Source organism: Chryseobacterium sp. OSA05B, from assembly GCF_019970065.1.
In the GTDB taxonomy this organism is placed as follows: Bacteria; Bacteroidota; Bacteroidia; order Flavobacteriales; family Weeksellaceae; genus Chryseobacterium.
In genome coordinates this window covers 1-560 of sequence record NZ_JAHXYH010000050.1, presented here as the reverse complement: position 1 = coordinate 560, position 560 = coordinate 1, and the positions used below count along the sequence as shown (strand labels likewise).

The window sequence follows — 560 nt, the reverse complement described above, 5'->3', positions numbered from 1 at the left end:
CCGTCCACCGGGCTTCAGGAAATTCAAGTTTCTTTCGATGAAAAGAATGTCGCGACCGACCTTCTTTGCTTGTTTTCCTGCAGCTGTCTTGCCCAATTCGTACTTCGCCAACACTCGTGATTCTTTGATGTCGCCAGCGAAAGGCGGATTTGCCATAACAACGTCAAATTTGAAGGCACCATCACTGGCCCGATCTTCACGAAGTTTGCGCAGTTTGCGCCACCCCGGCCCATAGGTGTCCTGCCACCCTTCTTCACCGGTCGTTTCGCCCCACCGTTCGTAGTCAAGGGTATTCAGGTGAAGAACATTGGTTTGCCCATCACCGGCGATCAAGTTCAGCGTTCGTCCTACGCGAGCAACCTTTTCATCAAAATCAATTGCGAAGACGTTATTCTCTACATAGTCCTCGCATCGTGCTGGCTTTCGTTCAACAGTAAACAAGTGGCTACGATCGAGACCTTCGTCCTGCATGATCTTGTTCCAAACATGAAATATCGCATGTACAGGGAAACCGCAACTCCCAGCAGCGGTATCAATGATTTTCTCAGACTCTTGCGGGT

Annotated in this window: 1 protein-coding gene; it reads right to left on the bottom strand. The window is 50.0% G+C overall.

Going from position 1 to position 560, the window contains the following annotated elements; translation table 11 throughout:
• The coding region (locus LC419_RS23525; RefSeq protein WP_223609635.1) for an N-6 DNA methylase at positions 1-560 on the bottom strand (560 nt) is incomplete at both ends.